At 62.7% G+C, this 16,164-nt stretch carries 15 protein-coding genes; 14 read left to right on the top strand and 1 reads right to left on the bottom strand.

The genetic code is table 11. The features are described from left to right. The first annotated feature begins 3 nt into the window (after nt 1-3). The 13 genes from ATN38_RS20905 to ATN38_RS20845 are packed head-to-tail and all read left to right on the top strand — an operon-like array spanning nt 4 to nt 13,758. Nucleotides 4-1,251, top strand: coding sequence for a hypothetical protein (locus ATN38_RS20905; RefSeq protein WP_081557939.1), 1,248 nt, complete (start codon nt 4-6; stop codon nt 1,249-1,251). Nucleotides 1,252-1,277: 26 nt separating this feature from the next. Further along, nucleotides 1,278-2,915, top strand: a complete 1,638-nt coding sequence (locus ATN38_RS20900; RefSeq protein WP_007728656.1) for an acyl-CoA synthetase — start codon at nt 1,278-1,280, stop codon at nt 2,913-2,915. A gap of 53 nt (nt 2,916-2,968) precedes the next feature. Beyond that, a complete protein-coding gene (locus tag ATN38_RS20895) occupies nt 2,969-4,222 on the top strand; it encodes a cytochrome P450 (protein ID WP_030536770.1) in 1,254 nt (417 codons plus the stop codon). Between the two features lie 34 nt (nt 4,223-4,256). Continuing rightward, complete coding sequence (locus tag ATN38_RS20890) at nt 4,257-4,997, top strand: ABC transporter permease (protein WP_030536769.1); 741 nt, start codon at nt 4,257-4,259, stop codon at nt 4,995-4,997. After that, the gene (locus tag ATN38_RS20885) at nt 4,994-5,866 is read left to right on the top strand and encodes an ABC transporter permease (protein ID WP_003944051.1); all 873 of its coding nucleotides are present in this window, start codon (nt 4,994-4,996) and stop codon (nt 5,864-5,866) included. Before ATN38_RS20890 ends, ATN38_RS20885 begins: the two co-directional genes overlap by 4 nt. A gap of 9 nt (nt 5,867-5,875) precedes the next feature. Continuing rightward, nucleotides 5,876-7,045 carry an MCE family protein gene (locus tag ATN38_RS20880; protein ID WP_064689619.1) on the top strand — a complete coding sequence of 390 codons (1,170 nt, stop codon included), beginning with the start codon at nt 5,876-5,878 and terminating at the stop codon, nt 7,043-7,045. After that, a complete protein-coding gene (locus ATN38_RS20875; RefSeq protein WP_081557938.1) occupies nt 7,042-8,064 on the top strand; it encodes an MCE family protein in 1,023 nt (340 codons plus the stop codon). Before ATN38_RS20880 ends, ATN38_RS20875 begins: the two co-directional genes overlap by 4 nt. 5 nt (nt 8,065-8,069) lie before the next feature. Next, nucleotides 8,070-9,083, top strand: coding sequence for an MCE family protein (locus ATN38_RS20870; RefSeq protein WP_063316273.1), 1,014 nt, complete (start codon nt 8,070-8,072; stop codon nt 9,081-9,083). After that, nucleotides 9,083-10,345 carry an MCE family protein gene (locus ATN38_RS20865; protein ID WP_218748583.1) on the top strand — a complete coding sequence of 421 codons (1,263 nt, stop codon included), beginning with the start codon at nt 9,083-9,085 and terminating at the stop codon, nt 10,343-10,345. Before ATN38_RS20870 ends, ATN38_RS20865 begins: the two co-directional genes overlap by 1 nt. Next, nucleotides 10,342-11,475 (top strand): MCE family protein, encoded by a 1,134-nt coding sequence (locus tag ATN38_RS20860; protein ID WP_185744460.1) that lies wholly within the window; start codon nt 10,342-10,344, stop codon nt 11,473-11,475. The genes ATN38_RS20865 and ATN38_RS20860 overlap by 4 nt, the downstream gene beginning before the upstream one ends. After that, nucleotides 11,472-12,791 carry an MCE family protein gene (locus tag ATN38_RS20855; RefSeq protein ID WP_218748578.1) on the top strand — a complete coding sequence of 440 codons (1,320 nt, stop codon included), beginning with the start codon at nt 11,472-11,474 and terminating at the stop codon, nt 12,789-12,791. Before ATN38_RS20860 ends, ATN38_RS20855 begins: the two co-directional genes overlap by 4 nt. Continuing rightward, nucleotides 12,758-13,294, top strand: coding sequence for a hypothetical protein (locus tag ATN38_RS20850; RefSeq protein ID WP_231783418.1), 537 nt, complete (start codon nt 12,758-12,760; stop codon nt 13,292-13,294). Before ATN38_RS20855 ends, ATN38_RS20850 begins: the two co-directional genes overlap by 34 nt. Further along, nucleotides 13,291-13,758 carry a hypothetical protein gene (locus tag ATN38_RS20845; RefSeq protein ID WP_218748577.1) on the top strand — a complete coding sequence of 156 codons (468 nt, stop codon included), beginning with the start codon at nt 13,291-13,293 and terminating at the stop codon, nt 13,756-13,758. Before ATN38_RS20850 ends, ATN38_RS20845 begins: the two co-directional genes overlap by 4 nt. Here ATN38_RS20845 and ATN38_RS20840 read toward each other — a convergent pair. Continuing rightward, a complete protein-coding gene (locus ATN38_RS20840; protein WP_003943994.1) occupies nt 13,755-14,345 on the bottom strand; it encodes a TetR/AcrR family transcriptional regulator in 591 nt (196 codons plus the stop codon). The genes ATN38_RS20845 and ATN38_RS20840 overlap by 4 nt on opposite strands. Before the next feature lie 266 nt (nt 14,346-14,611). Between ATN38_RS20840 and ATN38_RS20835 the strand changes: the two genes are divergently transcribed. Continuing rightward, nucleotides 14,612-16,150 carry an FAD-binding protein gene (locus ATN38_RS20835; protein ID WP_218748576.1) on the top strand — a complete coding sequence of 513 codons (1,539 nt, stop codon included), beginning with the start codon at nt 14,612-14,614 and terminating at the stop codon, nt 16,148-16,150. Nucleotides 16,151-16,164: the final 14 nt, after the last annotated feature.

Raw genomic sequence — 16,164 nt, 5'->3', positions numbered from 1 at the left:
CCGATGTCGGTGCGCGATTCCTTCGAGGCACTCTCGCAGCGCGACCTTGCCGTGCTGGTGCCCGAGTTGCTCCTGTGCGGGCAGCTGATCGATCGCTCGGGCATGGCGCATCTGATCGTCGAATTCGGACGCGAGGGTATGGCACAGGTGGCCGTCGAGGAGTGGGAGTCGGCCAGCCCCTGGTACACCCGCCGCATGCAGAAGGCTCTCGGATACGAGGGCGACGACGTCGTGACGATCTTCAAAGGATTACAACTCGACATCGGCGCTCCTCCACAGTTCATGGACTTTCGATACCGGGTCGACGATCCGCTGCACGGTGAATTCTGGCTCGACCATTGCGGAGCACTCATGGACGTCGAGCCGTTGGGCGATGAGTTCGTGACCTCGATGTGTCACGACATCGAGGATCCGACTTTCGATGCAACGGCCATCGCGACCAACCCGCGCGCCCAGATCCGGCCGATTCACCGACCACCGCGCAGGCCCGCCGACCGACATCCGCACTGCGCCTGGACCGTGTCCATCGACCCGTCGCACACGCCTCCCGTGATGACCGCGCACACCGAGCAGATCGGAAGCACCGCCGCGGTGACGGTCGAGCTGAGCCCGATCGATCACGGTGGGGACGGTAGGGCGGACTACTCGGGTCCGTTGTTGTCCGACCTGAGGTTTTCCGACTTCTCGCGATCAGCCTTGGTTCGTATCGCAGAGGAGATCTGCGTGCAGCATCATCTGTTGGCGTTGGGCTTTCTGGCAGCGGTTCGCCGCCGTGCCGACGAAGACAAGGCTCGCGAGATCACGCGAAAGCAATTGACCGGAATCGCGGGAGTTGCGGCACAGCGTATTCGAGATGCGCTCGGGCTTCCTTCGACGCTGGAATCGTTGGCATTGGTCCTGTCCGTGCATCCCTTGCTGAATCCGAAGCAGTATGTGGAGAGCGAGATTCGACAGGACGGCGGTGCTCTGGAGCTGCGGATCTCGCGAGAAGCTCTTGTCGACCGAGACGGCGGTTGGCCGACCTTGCTCGGCAGCGAGCACCTCGATCCTCTCCAAGCTTTGGTCCGCGGCGTGAATCCGCACTTCACCGTGAGAGTGGTGGCCGAAGATGCCGCGGGGCTTCTTCTGGCCGTCGACATCACCGAAGCTCCCGCTCCGGAATGCGTCGAAGTCGCCATCACGAAGGTCAGTACCGGCGCGGCATTCGTATTCGAAGATCGCGGAATCCCCTTGCCTCTCTTCGTCGTCTGACCGGCCGAACCCGAAGGACTCAACCTATGGCGTACACGTTTGCAGACCTGTTCGAGCATTCCGTCGATGCGATGCCCGATCGCCTCGCGCTGATCGTTTCCGGCGACGAGGTGACATACCGTGAGCTCGACGAGCGGGCCAACCGATTGGCGCATTACTTCCAGTCCGTCGGGTTAGGTGTCGGTTCGCACATCGGTATTCAACTGCACAACTCGATCGAGGCGATGGTTGCTGTCCTCGCGGCCTTCAAGATCCGCGGCGTTCCCATCACGGTGAACTACCGCTACACGAGCGACGAATTGGTTTACCTGTACGAGAACGCGGATCTCACGGCGTTGGTTTTCCATCGTGGTTTCGCTGAGCGGGTTGCCGAGGCGTTGGTGTCCGCGCCGCGGGTCAAGTACGTGATCGAGGTGGCGGACGAACTCGCTCTCGGGAACGAACCGTCGATTCCGGGGGCAGTGGCGTACGAGGATGCGCTCGGCAACCAATCCCCGCTGCGCGTAGGTGAACATGCTTTTCCCGAGCGTTCCGGCGACGACGTCTACGTTCTCTACACCGGCGGAACAACCGGACGACCGAAAGGCGTCGTCTGGCGGCAGGAAGACATCTGGCGCGTGTTGGCCGGCGGTTACGACTTCTATTCGGGTGAGCCGATCGCCGACGAGTACCAGCAGTCGCGCGGTGGCGCCGCGGCAGCCGAACCGATGCGGTGGTGCATGCTTCCACCGCTGATCCACACCTCGGCACTGATGCCGACGTTCAACGCTCTGTTCTCCGGAAACACCGTCATCTTCGAACCGAAGTTCGATGCGGCGCAGGTCTGGAAAGTCGTCGCCGAATATCGCCCGCAGGTCATGGTCATCACCGGCGACGCCATGGGCCGTCCACTGGTCGAAGCCCATCACGAATTGCAACCGGATGCGTCGAGCCTGGCCGTGCTCGCCTCCGGCGCTGCGCTCTTCTCCGGATCGGTCAAAGATGCGTTCTTCGACGTCTTTCCGAATCTGATGATCTCCGATTCGGTTGGATCGTCCGAAACAGGCTTCGGCGGAATCGGATTCGCAACCAAAGGGCTCGAGCAGCGTGGCGGACCCAAAGTGGGCGCCAACAGATTCACGGTCGTCGTCGACGACGACAACCGAGTGTTGGAGCCGGGCTCGGGCGCCGAAGGATGGCTGGCGAAACTCGGAAACGTTCCACTCGGCTACTACAACGATCCGGTGAAGTCGGCCGAGATATTCCGCGAGGTGAACGGCGCGCGGGCAGTGGTGACCGGAGACCGGGCGCGGATCGAGGACGACGGCTCGGTCACCCTCCTCGGACGGGGAAACATGGTGGTCAACACCGGCGGCGAGAAGGTCTTCGTGGAAGAAGTCGAAGCCGTGGTGAAGGCCCATCCCGACATCTACGACGCGACAGTGATCGGTGTTCCGGACGAGCGGTGGGGCAATCGGGTGGCGGCGGTGCTTCGCATCCGCGACGGTGTGGAACCGGATTTCGAATCCATCGAGAAGCACGCCCGCAGTCACCTCGCCGGCTACAAGATTCCGCGTTCCTTCTGGATCGCCGACGAGGTCGTTCGAGCGCCGAGCGGCAAGCCGGACTACCGCTGGGCCAAGGAGTTCTCACAGAACAGCGACCCGGTCCACCGGATCGACTAGCGCTCACACGCAACACCCGGCACCCGGCACCCATCCGTAAAGGAGCATCTGCAATGCCTGAGATCGACCTTCCCGACGGGTTCGACGTGACCGACCCGCATCTGTACGGCGAGCGCGTCCCGCTTGCCGAGTTCGCCGAACTACGACGATGCGCTCCGGTCTGGTGGAACGCCCAGGAACCGGGTACCGGCGGATTTCACGACGGTGGTTGTTGGGTTGTCTCCCGCCACGCAGACGTCCGCGACGTCTCGTTGCGCAGCGAGGAGTTCTCGAGCAACGTCAACGGCTGCATTCCGCGGCATGAAGACAACATCTCGGCGGAGGAGTTGGAGGCGACAAAACACGTCCTCATCAACAAGGACGCCCCTGAGCACACACAGCTGCGCAAGTTGGTGGCGCGCTTGTTCACTCCGCGGTCGGTGGAAGCGATGCGGGCCGGGTTGGAAGCGCGGGCAGAAGACATAGCGTCGGCTGCCGTGGCGGAAGGTAGCGGTGATTTTGTCAGCCAGGTCGCCAGCGAGTTACCCATGCAGGCGATCTCGGAGCTGATCGGTGTACCGCAGGACGGGCGCCGTCAGCTGTACGAATGGTCGAATCAGATGACGGGATACGACGACGAGTCGCTCGCCGGCGAGTCTCGGATGGCGTCGGCGCAGATCCTGGGCTACGCCTATCAACTGGCTGAGGCGAGACGGGAGGAACCGCTCGACGACATCATCTCACGCTTGGTGCATGCCGACATCGACGGGCAGAAACTCACCCCGGAACAGTTCGGTTTCTTCGTCATCATGTTGGCTGTCGCGGGCAACGAAACGACGCGAAACGCAACGACACTCGGCATGATGGCATTTCTCGAGCATCCGGATCAGTGGGAACTGTACAAGCGTGAGCGTCCGCGCACCGCCGCGGACGAGATCATCCGCTGGGCTTCGCCACTGACGTCGATGCAACGAACAGCAGTGGTGGACACACAGATTGCCGGCACTGCGATTGCGAAGGGGCAGCGCGTCGTACTGCTCTACGGCTCGGCGAACTTCGACGAAACCGTCTTCGGGAACCCCGACGTCTTCGACATCACCCGAGACCCGAACCCGCACCTCGCGTTCGGAGGAACCGGGCCGCACTACTGCGTCGGCGCCAACCTGGCCAGAATGGAGGTCGATCTGATCTTCGGCAAGATCGCCGATCACATGCCCGACATCAGCAAGCTCGGCGATCCGAGCAGGCTCTCGTCCGGTTGGCTCAACGGGATCAAGGAATTCAAGGTCGACTACGGCAACTCCACGTCATGCCCTTCGGGGCATTGACGTGTACAGCGGAAGAGTTGCACTTGCGGGCCCGATGCGCGAACTCGGCCAGTTCTACCGGATGGGCGCCGATGTCGCAGTGGGCTTGTTCCGCACCCGCTTTCAGGTGCAGGAGTTTCTCGAGCAGAGTTGGATGATCGCCCGGGTGTCGATCGTGCCGACAGTGTTGGTAGCCGTGCCGTTCACGGTCCTGGTGAGTTTCACCCTCAACATCCTTCTCCGCGAAATCGGTGCCGCCGACCTCAGCGGCGCCGGGGCCGCGCTCGGTGCCGTGACTCAGGTCGGTCCGGTGGTGACGGTGCTGATCGTGGCAGGTGCGGGCGCGACAGCCATCGCCGCCGATCTGGGATCGAGAACGATTCGTGAAGAGATCGACGCCATGGAGGTGCTCGGGATCGATCCGATCACTCGGCTGGTGATTCCGCGGGTGGTCGCGTCGACCGTGGTGGCTTTGCTGCTCAACGGACTCGTCTGCGTCATCGGCATCGCCGGCGGTTACGCCTTCTCGGTGTTTCTCCAGGGCGTGAACCCTGGAGCCTTCGTCGAGGGAATCACGTTGCTGACCGGCCTGCCCGAGGTGGCGTTGTCGATGGTCAAAGCTGCACTGTTCGGGATGCTGGCGGGATTGGTGGCCTGCTATCGCGGACTGTCGGTACGGGGTGGGCCGAAAGGCGTGGGGGAGGCCGTCAACGAAACGGTGGTGTACGCATTCATGGCGTTGTTCGTCGTCAACACCATCGTCACCGCGGTCGGCATCCGATTGACGGCGGGGTGATCGAGGTGACGCTTTCGGATTCGCTGGCACAAATCGGCAAGTTCGGACGCACGCGGGCTCGGGTGGCTCGAACGTCACGCTCGATCGACGACGTCGGGCGACAAGCTGTCTTCTTCGCGCGCGCCATCGCTCACATCCCGTGGGCAATTCGCAAACACCCGAAAGAAGTGTTGAGGCTGGTAGCCGAGATCAGCATGGGCACCGGAGCTTTGGCAGTGATCGGCGGCACGGTTGCGGTCGTAGGATTTTTGACTCTCGCCTCGGGTGGCACCATTGCGATCCAAGGTTTCAGCTCACTGGGAAATATCGGAGTCGAAGCGCTCACCGGATTCTTCTCCGCCTTCATCAACGTTCGTATCGCTGCGCCGGTCATCGCGGGAATCGGCCTGTCGGCCACGATCGGAGCAGGTTCGACCGCGCAGATCGGTGCCATGCGCATCAGTGAGGAAATCGACGCCCTCGAATCGATGGCGATCAGTTCGGTCCCGTACGTCGTCAGCACCCGCGTCACCGCAGGGATGATCGCGATCTTGCCGCTGTACTCACTGGCGCTCGTAGGATCATTTCTGGCCGGACGATTCACCACGGTCGTGCTGTTCGGTCAGTCCTCGGGTCTTTACGACCACTACTTCACGACGTTCCTCGATCCGGTCGACGTCGCATGGTCCTTCGTTCAAGTGCTCGTGATGGCACTACTGGTGATGCTGATCCACACGTACTACGGATACAACGCGTCCGGGGGACCGTCGGGCGTGGGAACTGCAGTGGGCCGCGGGGTTCGGCTCTCGCTGATCTGCGTCGTGGCGGTGACCCTGCTCGTCTCACTCGCGCTCTACGGCGGTTCCGGCAACTTCAATCTGTCCGGTTAGGGGGACTGCGTGCACAGATACGGCTACAAGTTGGCTGCTCTGGGCTTGGCTGCGGCGATCGTCGGGGTCATCGCGTTGTCGGTCGCGTCTTTCAACCAGGTGTTTGTCGCTCGCGTCCCGATCACGGTGATCGCGGAGCGCGCGGGGCTCGTGATGGATCCGGGCGCGCGGGTGAAGATGGCCGGGGTGACCGTGGGCTCGGTGGAGTCCATCACGCCGACTGACGACGCCACCGCACAACTGTCGTTGTCGATCGATCCCGAAGCGCTCGAATCGATTCCGTCAAACGTGAATGTGGCGATCACGTCGAACACGGCCTTCGGCGCGAAGTTCGTCAGCCTGTCCTCGCCGGAGCAGCCGAGTAGTGCGCGACTTGCCGCCGGAGCGACGATCGACGCATCCCGGGTGACCGTCGAGCTGAACACGGTGTTCGAGAAACTCACCACCGTGCTCCGGACGGTGGACCCGGGCAAACTCGATTCGACATTGGGTGCCCTCTCGACTGCTCTGCAAGGACGCGGCGAACGGCTCGGGGTCGCACTCGAACAAGCAGATTCCTCCTTGCTCGAATTCAACACTGCACGTGAGGCTCTCGATCATGTGTTGACGGATTTACCAGCCGTCACACAGACCTACCGCGACGCTGTTCTCGACTTGATGGACACCCTCGACTCGCTCACGACGACGGGAACCACTGTTCTCGACGAGCAGCAGAATCTTGATCTCCTCTTGCTCAACGTGATCGGGGTCGCCCGCACCGGAGAAGATGTACTGGGAGCCAACGCCGCCGGTATCGACACCGTTCTGTCGTTACTGCGGCCGACCACCGCACTGCTCGAGGAATACTCCCCGGTGATTCCCTGCATGTTCCACGGACTGCAGGAGAGCAAGAAGATCGGCGACGGCGCCTACAACGGACAACCAGGAATCAAGATGTCGATCGGTCTGATCGCCGGAACCGAACCGTACCGATATCCCGACGACCTCCCGAAGGTCGCGGCAACCGGTGGCCCGCAGTGTATGGGCCTTCCACTGCGCGACCCGAACGTCAATGCGCCGTACCTGGTGACCGACACCGGGGTGAATCCGTTTGCGCCCGAGCGTCAGCCGAACGGTGGGCAACCGATGAACACGGTCCCGGATCTGATGAGCTACCTGTTCGGGACGGAGATCCGATGAAAGTTCGTGGGTACACCGTCAAGTTCGGAATTTTTGTTCTGGTGATGATCCTCGTCAACGCCGGGCTGATCCTCGTGTTCGGCCAGATGCGAGGTGGCGACGCGAGGTCGTACTCGGCGGAGTTCGTCAACGCCTCCGGGCTCAGAGCCGGCGACAAGGTGCGCATCGCCGGTGTGCCGGTCGGTTCTGTCGGCTCCGTCGAATTCGGTGGGAATCACCGTGCCCACGTGAGTTTCAGTGTGGATACGGGTGACACCGTGACCGTATCGACCAGAGCCGCTGTTCGATATCAGGATCTGGTGGGTAATCGATACCTCGAACTGCTCGACGATCCGGGGATCGCGGAACCGCAACCGGAGGGCGAGAGCATCCTCGTCGATCGCACCGCACCGGCACTCGACCTCGATGCGCTACTCGGTGGTTTCAAGCCGCTGTTTCAAGCCCTGGACCCGGAGCAGGTCAACGCGTTGTCGATGTCCTTGCTCGAGGTGTTTCAAGGCCAGTCCGGAACTGTGGCATCGGTGCTGGCGCACACCGGATCGATTACGAACACTCTCGCAGACCGCGACCAACTGATCGGTCGAGTGATCGGCAACCTCGACGGTGTGCTCAGCGAATTGCGCAGCCGCGGTGGTCAGTTCAGTGACACTCTCGATCACCTACAACAGCTGGTCAGCGGGCTCGCGGCGGACCGGGAGATGATCGGGACTGCCGTCGAGAGTGTGAACACCGCATCAGGCGCCTTCGCCGATCTCCTCGCCGGAGTTCGCCCGGACATCGCGGGAAACCTGTCGAAGCTGGACGCAAGCCTGAATCCGCTGATCGAGCAACAAAGTGAGCTCGATCGGATTCTCGCGTCCATGCCCTCGAACTACAAGCAGCTGATCCGAGTCGGCTCGTACGGGTCGTTCTTCAACTTCTATCTGTGCGGAATCGCACTGAAGGTCGACGGTGCCGACGGTACGCCGCTCACTGTCGACCTGGTGGATCAGACGACCGGAAGGTGCGCACCACGATGAGAGAGATGGCACAGAGCCAGGCCGTACGCGTGGGGGTCGTGGGATTGGTCGTCACGGCCGCCGTCGTATTGGCATCGCTCCAGTATCAGAATCTGCAGTTCCTGAAATCGGGTGTCGGGTACAGCGCGGTGTTCGCCGACGCCAGCGGTCTCGCGCCGGGAGACGAAGTCAACGCCGCCGGAGTGAAGATCGGAACGGTGAACCGGATCGAGGTCGAGCACGGACTCGCCCGCGTGGACTTCACACTCGACGGCTCGATCGGTTTGGGAGAAAGCACATCGGCGGCCGTCACCACGATGTCGTTGCTCGGCAAGCGAGCGGTATCACTCGATCTGGACGGTCCGGGAAGGATCGCGGTCGGCGGCGAGATCCCGGTCGAGCGAACAAGATCGGCGTACTCGCTGCCCGACGTACTCGGTGACCTCACCACGACGGTCGAGGACATCGATCTCGACCAACTCTCCGAATCGCTCGACGCAGTGGGACAGGTGATGTCCGACAGTGCGCCGAACCTGAGGCCGGCACTGGACGGTGTCGCACGGATCTCCGACAGCGTCAATAGACGCGACGACATGTTGCGCACCTTGCTGTCCGATGCAAACGACGTCGCCGGGACGCTGGCCGAGCGTGGACCACAGGTCAACGCGCTACTCGTCGACGGCAACGCCTTGTTGGGAGAACTGGATCGGCGACAGGCGGCGCTGGGGGAAGTGATCACGAACATCTCGGCGTTGTCGACCCAGCTGAGCGGACTCGTCCACGACAACGAGGCGCAATTGCAGCCGGTCCTCGGCAAACTCGACACGGTTGTCGGCATTCTGCAGAACAACAAGGACAACCTTTCTCAGGGAATCGACGGTCTCGGTACGTACGTGGGCACGCTCGGTGACACCGTGGCCAGCGGCCCCTTCTACTACGCCTACGTCCAGAACCTGGTGCCGGCGCAATACACCCAACCGTTGATCAACGCGATGTTCGGGCTACCACCTGCGCCGCTACCGATTCCGGAGGTTCGATGATGGGTGCCTTACGAGTTCGCAAACCGGTGAACTGGCGTCGAATCGCCGTCGTTGGTGGAAGCGTCATCGGTGCGGCGATCGTCGTCGTGTCGGGATACCTTGCGGTGCAACATCTGCGCTACTACAACGTGACGGCCTACTTCACCTCGACGACCGGTCTGTATGTCGGTGACGACGTTCGTGTCGTGGGAGTCGACGTCGGCCGCGTCACCGCGATCGCCCCACAGGGAGATCGAATGCGCGTCGAACTGAAATTGGCGCGCGAGGTTCCCGTCGCCGAGGACGCGAAAGCGGTGATCGTTGCCCAGTCGCTGGTCTCGGCCCGCTTCGTGCAGTTGACGCCGGCGGTGACGGACGGCGCCGACGCACTGAATGACGGTGCGGAGATCCCACTCGACAGAACGGCCGTCCCGGTCGAGTGGGACCAGATCAAGGAACAGCTGGGCCGGGCTGCCGATGCTTTGGGTCCCGTCGGGGACGATCGCGGTCCCGCCGCCAACTTCCTCGACGGTGCCGGATCCGCACTGGCCGGCAACGGAGAATCGCTGGGGCGCTCGGTGACCGAACTCTCGGAGGCTATGAGCACACTCGACGAAGGCGGAGCCGATCTGTTCGGCACCATCCGCGGCCTGCAGACCTTCACGACCGCACTCGCCGCAAGCGACGAACAGATCGTTCAGTTCCAAGGACGACTGGCAAATGTCTCGAGTGTGCTCGCCGAGAGCCGGACGCAATTGGCTCCGGCTCTCGCCGATCTGGACGCCGCCGTCGTCGACGTACAGCGGTTCGTCGAACAGAACCGAACCGGCTTGACGGAGCAGATCGCGAAGTTGGCCGACGTGTCCCAGGTACTGGTCGACAAGCGCGCAGGCCTCGAGAAGGTACTGCATCTGGCTCCGACAGCGTTGTCGAACTACTACAACGTCTACCGGCCGGCCCAAGGAGCGATGGTGGGTGTGCCCGCATTCCAGAACGTCGGCAACCCGATCGACTTGATCTGCGGCGGAATCGCCGGCCTGGCCAACGACACCTCGAAGAAGGGCGCGGATTTGTGCATCGAATACCTCGGCCCGTTGCTCAACACGATCAAGGCCAACTACCCGGACCTGAGCATCAATCCGACCCGGGCGCTCGGCGCTCTTCCGGACCAACTGGTGTACAGCGAGCCTGATCTGGAACCGACTGGCGCCTTGGGCTTTCCGACGGTACCGGTGGCGTCTGATCTGACCGGCTTGCTCATGCCGTCGACAGGATCACGATGACTGGCCGCCGGTGGGGAACAGTGTGTGTGGCGGCGAGCGCCGTGCTCGTTCTGACGGGTTGTCAATGGAGCGGGCTGAATTCGGTGTCGCTGCCGGGCGCGGCCGGCCGCGGTGAGGGAAGTTTCTCGGTCGTGATCGAGATGCCGGACGTCACGTCGATCAGTCCCAACTCTCCGGTCATGGTCAACGACGTGACAGTCGGAAGTATCAGTGCGATCGAGACCGACAACTGGCACGCACGGGTGACGGTTGCGCTCGACGGCTCGGTGTCGCTGCCCGCCAACGCGACTGCCAAGATCGGCCAAACCAGTCTGCTCGGATCCAAACACGTCGCGCTCGCGCCGCCCACCGAGGTGGCGCCGGAAGGGCGGTTGTCGGAAGGATCCGTGATTCCCCTTGCATCGGCCAGTGTCTATCCCACCACCGAGGAAGCGTTGACGGCACTGTCATTGGTCCTCAACGGCGGCGGGCTCGCTCAGATTCACAGCATCACCACGGAGCTGAACACGGCGCTCGGCGGACGGACCGACGCGGCGCGCGACCTGCTGAGTCAGATGGATACCGTGACCGAAACACTCGACCGCCAACGTGATGCGATGGTCACGACCATGGAGAATCTCGACGTCTTCGCCGGCGAGATCACGGCTCAGCGAGACGTTCTCGGTGAGGCGTTGGAGACCCTTGATCCGGCCTTGGCGGAACTCAGCGCCCAACGCGTCGACCTGACCACCGCCCTCGATGCGGTCGGCAGGTTCGGGGACGTCGGGACCGATCTGGTCGACCGGACCCGCGACGATTTGAAAGCCAATTTGAGCGCCTTGGAATCGACGCTGCAGAAGGTGGTCGAAACAGGACCGGACCTGATCAACAATTTGGGCAACCTGAGTACCTTCCCCTTCCCCCAGACGACCATCGACGACGGAATGCGCGGCGATTACACCAATCTGTGGGCGCTGATCGACCTCACGAGTAATCGCCTCCAGTCAGGTCTCGGCTTCGGTACGCCGTTCGGGGCGCCGCAAACCCCCGTGGAGAACGGAATACTGGTCGATCCCTTGACCGCCCCACTCGGCACAGGGCAGCCCGGCCCACTTGGCACAGCGCAGCCCGCCCAGGGAGGTGGACGATGATTCTCACGAAGTTGGTGCGAAGGCAATTGACGATCTTCGCGATCCTGGCGGTGATAGGCATGAGCGCAGCGGCTATCTCGTACCTGAGAGTTCCGACCATGCTCGGAATCGGGCGCTATTCGGTGACAGTCGAACTGCCCGACGCCGGTGGCCTGTATCGGAACGCGAACGTGACCTATCGCGGCGACACCATCGGTCAGGTCAGATCGGTGCGTCTGTCTCCGGGAGTGGTACGCGCCGAATTATCTTTGGAGAGTGCGGTTCCCGTTCCCTCCAGCGGGCTCGCAGTAGCGGTGCGAAGTGTGTCGGCCATCGGCGAGCAATACGTCGACATGCAACCGAGAACCGCGGACGGACCGTTTCTGGCCGACGGAGACGTGATCGGCCCCGACGCTGTCACGATCCCGACCGAGATCGGACCGGTCCTCGATCAGGCGCAGGCGATGCTCGCATCGGTACCGCAGGACAAGTTGCGGTCGGTGATCGACGAGTCCGCGGCAGCATTCGGTGGCAGGGGAGAGGACCTGGCTCGTCTGCTGGATTCGACCACCTCGTTCGTCGATCAGATGTCTGCTGCCACAACCCCGGCCACGACGCTCGTACAGCAGTTGGATCCGCTCCTGCAGACCCAGGTGGTGACGGGCGATCAGATTCGCCAGTGGGCGTCCAGCGTCGCTCAACTCAGTGGACAGTTGGAGATCGCCGACGGGTCCGTGCGCAATATCCTCGAGACCGGACCGGGCTTCGCGACTGAAGCCGACCTGCTGTTTCAAGGCCTCAAACCCACTTTGCCTGTGCTGCTTGCCAATTTCACCAGCACCGCTCAGGTGGCTTTGACGTACAACGCCGGGTTGGAGCAGGTGCTCGTCATCTTGCCGCCACTGGTCGCGGCACAGGAAACCGTTGTCCAACGCGGGCAGGTGGACGGCGCCGCGAACGTCAACTTCCATCTCCAAGCGCAGGACCCTGCGGCGTGCTCGACCGGCTACCTTCCGGCCGATCAGCGACGGGACCCGACCCAGACGAGTGTGCCGGACACCCCGGCTGATCTGTACTGCAAAGTGCCACAGAACTCGGTCTTCGCCGTTCGTGGATCTCGGAACATTCCCTGTATGGAGGTACCGGGCAAACGAGCACCGAGCCCGGAGATCTGCCGGAGCCCCGAAGCGTACGTGCCGTCGGGGACCAATGCGCCCGGCGAGTTGTACACCGGGCCTGACGGAGTCGACTATCAACACACGGAATTAGCTCCTGCTGCTTCCGATTCGGGGGAGGGTGAGCCGTGGCAACAGTTGCTGACGCCGACGAATCGTTGAGAGGCGAGGTGCTCGAGCCGGTCCTAGGGAAACGCGGTGTTCTCACTGCCTTGGCATGGATCGCACTCGCGGCTCTGAGCGTCGTTGTGGTCTTCGGTGCTCTGGCAGTTCAATCCGACCGGGCGCGCGAGACCCAGCGTCAAGAGTACGTCGACGGTGCGGTCGCAGGAGCCCTCGCTCTGATCGACGTTCACTCTGCCACAGTCGACGAGAATCTCGCGACGCTACAGGCCCTGAGTACGGGAGCCTTTGCCGACGAACTGAAGTCCGGCGAATCGGCGTTCGTCGCGTCCATCCGTGATTTTGCCGTCGATTCCGACGGGCGTGTCGACACCGCAGCCCTGGCATCGGAATCCGGAACCTCGGGGGTGGTACTGATCGCGGCATCGGCTCAGGTCGCCAATTCAGCGGGAGAGTCTTCGGCGCGAACCTACCGTCTGCGCGTCGGTGTCGAAGAGGTCGACGGTCGGGTACTGATGTCGAGTGTGGAGTTCGTCCCGTGAAGCGCGCGGTCTTGGCGTTTGCAGCGCTGATCTTGGTGGGAGTCGGCGGGACTCTGCTCTGGAGTCACCACCGTTCGGCAGCCGCTGAAACCGCACGTGTCGAGGTGATCGGTGTGGCGCCGATGCTCGTCGAGAATCTCTTGAGCTACAACAGCGACACGGTGGACGAGGATCTTGCACATGCTGCCGAGGGCGCAAGTGGAACATTTCAGGACCGCTTCGCTGAATTCGGATCGAAAACCGTTGCACCCCAGTCGAAGGAGCAAGGAATCAGCACGAAGGCGCGAGTAGTCGACGCGGGAGTGCTCTCCGCTGCTGCAGACCGAGCGGAATTGCTCCTGTTCGTCGATCAGATCACGACGAGTATCGCGCGGCCGGCACCAGCGTCGACGTCGAGCCGAGTCGAGGTGACACTCGATCGAGTCGACGGCACATGGCTGGTGAGTGCCATGACCCCCGTCTAGTGAAGGTTGTCGCGGCCCGCCATGATCAGCCTGGCAGTGACTTCGAGCCGGTCTGCGATCTGCGAATAGGACTCGTAACCCATGCCGGCTCGGACAAGCGCTCCGGACCAGGAGATTTCGAGTGCTTCGAGTACGTCGGGATCGTATGACGGCCCCAGCGCCTCGATGAGCCGCTCGCGGATGTTCTTGCCGATACGTCCGCGGAGGTGTTCGACGTCGGGATCGTTGCCCATCATCGCCGTGGTCACTGCCGCCGCCAGCTCCGGTTCGTCGGAGACGAGCAGTGCGACGCTGCGCAGGACCGAACAGACCTGCGCTTCCCGTTCCGCCTCCGGGGAAGGCTCGTGGGGTACCGCGTCGAGGCGACGCCAGAACAGTTCTGCCACAAGGTGACTCTTGGACGAGAAATAGGTGTATGCCGTAGCCGCGGCGACACCGGCTTCTGCTGCCACCATCCGCACGGTCAGATCGGCAAACCCTTTGTCGCGCAGGACCGTGATCGCTGCCGCGGTCAATCGATCGACGGTTTCGGCTTGCTGCTGGGTCAGTCTGCGGCGAGTGGACTCGAACTTGGTCTTACCAGACATGTGTCCAGACACTACGGGATCAGACCCGTGCGAGCAAAGTGTGCGCTATCGCTGCTCGTTCTCGCTCCCGCTCGGCGTCATGTCTCGCTCCCGCTCGGCGTCATGTCTCGCTCCCGCTCGGCGTCATGTCTCGCTCCCGCTCGGCGTCATGTCTCGCTCCCGCTCGGTGGGACAGAATTTCGAACCCCCGCGATCGCTAAGTCCATGTGTTAGAACGATTTCTAGAACATGTTCGGAAACTGTGCCCAGAATCAGAGAGGCTGACGATGACGAAGTGGGACGAGACGTGCGACGTACTCGCTGTGGGATCAGGTGGTGGACTCACCGGCGCGTACACGGCAGCCCGCGAAGGCCTCGACGTCATTGCGATCGAAGCAACCGACAAGTACGGCGGAACAACGGCGTACTCGGGCGGCGGCGGAATGTGGTTCCCGTGCAACGCCGTTCTTCGTCGGGGCGGGGACGTCGACACCATCGAGGATGCGCTGGAGTACTACCGATCAGTGGTGGGTGATCGTACGCCCGCCGACGTTCAGGAAGCCTACGTTCGAGGTGGCGCCGGGTTGATCGACTACCTCGAAGAGGACTCGAACTTCGAGTTCCAGATACTGCCGTGGCCCGACTACTTCGGTGAGGAGCCCAAGGCTCGAGCGAGCGGACGGCACATTGTTCCCAAGCCGATGAACGCGAACAAGCTGGGTGCGCTTCGTGATTCGCTTCGTCCGCCGCTGGCGACGGAACGTCTGGGGGAGGAGTTGCCGAAGTACCTCGTCGGCGGCCAGTCGTTGATCGGTCGATTCCTGTTGGCTCTTGCGGAACTCCCGAACGCCACCATGCACCTGAAGACCACTCTCGAGGAACTGGTTGTCGAGGACGGATCGGTCGTCGGCGCGGTCGTCGACCGAGATGGTCGGCGTCGAACCATTCAGGCACGCAGAGGAGTGATCCTCGCCGCCGGTGGATTCGAGCAGAACGAGACCTTGCGGGCCGAATTCGGTGTCCCCGGATCCGCTCTCGACACGATGGGCTGCCCCGGCAACCTCGGGAAGGCACACCAGGCGGCCATCGCCGCGGGCGCCGACACCGACCTCATGGGAGAGGCCTGGTGGTCGCCGGGACTGACCCATCCGGATGGCCGCTCCGCGTTTGCGCTGTGGTTCACCGGCGGAATCTTCGTGGACGACGACGGTCGCCGATTCGTCAACGAATCAGCGCCGTACGACCGCTTGGGTCGCGCCGTCATCGAACACATGCGGGCAGGGAAAGTAACCACGCCGTACTGGATGATCTACGACAACAGCGAAGGCGCAGTGCCGCCGGTGAAGGCGCCCAACGTACCCATGGCACAGACGGAGCAGTATGTGGATGCGGGGTTGTGGAAGAGTGCACAGACACTCGAAGACCTCGCTGCCCAGATCGATGTTCCCGCAGCGGAACTGGTGGAGACCGTGAAGCGATTCAACGCGTTTGCGGCGACTGGCGTCGACACGGACTTCGGTCGAGGAGACACTGCGTACGACCGCGCCTTCTCTGAGGGGGCTTCGCCGCTCGTACCGATCGATCAAGGGCCGTTTCACGCTGCCGCTTTCAGCATCTCCGACCTCGGGACCAAAGGTGGTCTACGGACCGACGCGACCGGGAGGGTGCTCAAAGCCGACGGTACGGCGATTGCCGGGTTGTACGCGGCGGGGAACACGATGGCAGCGGCCAGCGGGACTACGTACCCCGGCGGTGGAAACCCGATCGGAGCGAGCATGCTGTTCAGTCACTTGGCTGCTCTCGACCTCGCGAAGCTGCCGTCTTGATCATCAGTCGCGCG

Source organism: Rhodococcus sp. FH8 (genome assembly GCF_019266085.1).
Lineage (GTDB): Bacteria > Actinomycetota > Actinomycetes > Mycobacteriales > Mycobacteriaceae > Rhodococcus_F > Rhodococcus_F qingshengii.
This window is presented reverse-complemented; position numbering and strand designations above follow the sequence as displayed.

Coding starts and splice junctions, on each gene's coding strand:
- ATN38_RS20905 (WP_081557939.1), top strand. CDS start 4: ATGTCGGTGCGCGATTCCTTCGAGGCACTCTCGCAGCGCGACCTTGCC.
- ATN38_RS20870 (WP_063316273.1), top strand. CDS start 8,070: ATGGCACAGAGCCAGGCCGTACGCGTGGGGGTCGTGGGATTGGTCGTC.
- ATN38_RS20875 (WP_081557938.1), top strand. CDS start 7,042: ATGAAAGTTCGTGGGTACACCGTCAAGTTCGGAATTTTTGTTCTGGTG.
- ATN38_RS20890 (WP_030536769.1), top strand. CDS start 4,257: ATGCGCGAACTCGGCCAGTTCTACCGGATGGGCGCCGATGTCGCAGTG.
- ATN38_RS20840 (WP_003943994.1), bottom strand. CDS start 14,345: ATGTCTGGTAAGACCAAGTTCGAGTCCACTCGCCGCAGACTGACCCAG.
- ATN38_RS20895 (WP_030536770.1), top strand. CDS start 2,969: ATGCCTGAGATCGACCTTCCCGACGGGTTCGACGTGACCGACCCGCAT.
- ATN38_RS20860 (WP_185744460.1), top strand. CDS start 10,342: ATGACTGGCCGCCGGTGGGGAACAGTGTGTGTGGCGGCGAGCGCCGTG.
- ATN38_RS20835 (WP_218748576.1), top strand. CDS start 14,612: ATGACGAAGTGGGACGAGACGTGCGACGTACTCGCTGTGGGATCAGGT.
- ATN38_RS20900 (WP_007728656.1), top strand. CDS start 1,278: ATGGCGTACACGTTTGCAGACCTGTTCGAGCATTCCGTCGATGCGATG.
- ATN38_RS20855 (WP_218748578.1), top strand. CDS start 11,472: ATGATTCTCACGAAGTTGGTGCGAAGGCAATTGACGATCTTCGCGATC.
- ATN38_RS20865 (WP_218748583.1), top strand. CDS start 9,083: ATGGGTGCCTTACGAGTTCGCAAACCGGTGAACTGGCGTCGAATCGCC.